Below are 1,329 nucleotides of genomic sequence, written 5' to 3' on the forward strand. Positions count from 1 at the left end.
ACCGACCGGCTGCTCGTCGCGAGCGGCGGCGGCGCCGCGCTGTCCCAGGCCGTCGAGACGGTCGTGACCGCGGCGGAGCAGCAGCGCCACCGCACCGTGCGCACCGATGACGTCCTGCCCGCCGACCCGGACGACGCCCGCAGCCTGTCGGCGTTCTACCTCGTCGTCGGCTGGTGCGTCGGCGGCTATCTGTGCGCGGCGATCCTCGCGATCAGCGCCGGGGCGCGGCCCGCCAACGGGCGGCGGGCGGTGATCCGGCTGGGCGCGCTGGCGGTCTTCGCGGTCGTCGCGGGCCTGGCCGGGACGGTGGTGGCGGGCCCGGTGCTCGGGGCGCTGCCCGGCAGCCTCTTCGCCCTGTGGGGCGTGGGCGCGCTGACCGTCTTCGCGGTGGGCGCCACCACCCTGGCGTTCCAGGGGCTGCTGGGCATCATCGGTATCGGGCTGGCGATCCTGGTGGTCGTGGTGTTCGGCAACCCCAGCGCGGGCGGCGCCTACCCGTACCCGCTGCTGCCGCCGTTCTGGCGGGCGCTCGGGCCCGCGCTGCCGCCCGGAGCGGGGACCTGGGCGGCGCGTTCCGTCGCGTACTTCGGGGGCCGGGCGCTGACCGGGCCGCTGCTGGTGCTGTCGGCGTGGGCGGTGGGCGGGGCGCTGGTGACCGTCCTCATGGCGGTGCTGCGGCGGCGGGGCGCCGAGCGGCGGGTGCGGCCGCGGGCCGGGAGCGATCTCGCCGCGCCCTGACTCACAGGTGCGTGCCGCCGTCCACCCGGACCTCCGTCCCGGTGATGTACGAGCCGTCCTCCGAGGCGAGCATCGCCACCACGCCCGCGACGGCCTCCGGCTCCGCGAGGCCCCCGGCGAGGGCCGGCAGCAGCCTGCCGAACAAGCGGGGGTCGGCGTCCCCGGGCAGGCCGGGGTCGGCGGTCATCCCGGTCCGTACGCCGCCCGGCGCCACGCACACCGCGCGCAGGCCCCGCCGGGCGTACTCGGCGGCCAGGGTGTGGGTCAGGGCCTGGACGCCGCCCTTGCTCGCCGCGTACGCCGCCATGTACGGGTGGCCGAACGAGGCGGAGGTGGAGCTGAAGTTGACGATCACCGGCGCCCGGCCCTCCAGCAGGGCGGGCAGCGCCTCACGGACCATCAGGAAGGTGCCGGTGAGGTTGACGGCGAGGACCCGCTGGAAGAGGTCCAGGCCCGTGTGGTGGGTGTGCGCGGCACGCAGGATGCCCGCGGCGTTGACGAGGACGTCGAGGCCGCCGAGCGCGGCGAGGGCCGCGGCGGTTCCCGCGCGGACCGCGGCCTCGTCGGAGACGTCCAGCTCCAGGGTCTCCA

The 1,329-nt window shown here is 77.1% G+C and carries 1 protein-coding gene and 1 pseudogene; one reads left to right on the forward strand and one right to left on the reverse strand.

Annotation, left to right across the window (positions count from 1 at the left end):
• Positions 1 to 738: pseudogene (locus AC51EU_RS30565) on the forward strand (DUF3533 domain-containing protein); the annotation flags it as partial.
• A gap of 1 nt (position 739) precedes the next feature.
• Here the strand turns inward: AC51EU_RS30565 and AC51EU_RS30570 are convergent.
• The coding region (locus AC51EU_RS30570; protein ID WP_496270339.1) for an SDR family NAD(P)-dependent oxidoreductase at positions 740 to 1,329 on the reverse strand (590 nt) is incomplete at its 5' end.

Source organism: Candidatus Streptomyces philanthi (assembly GCF_059553635.1).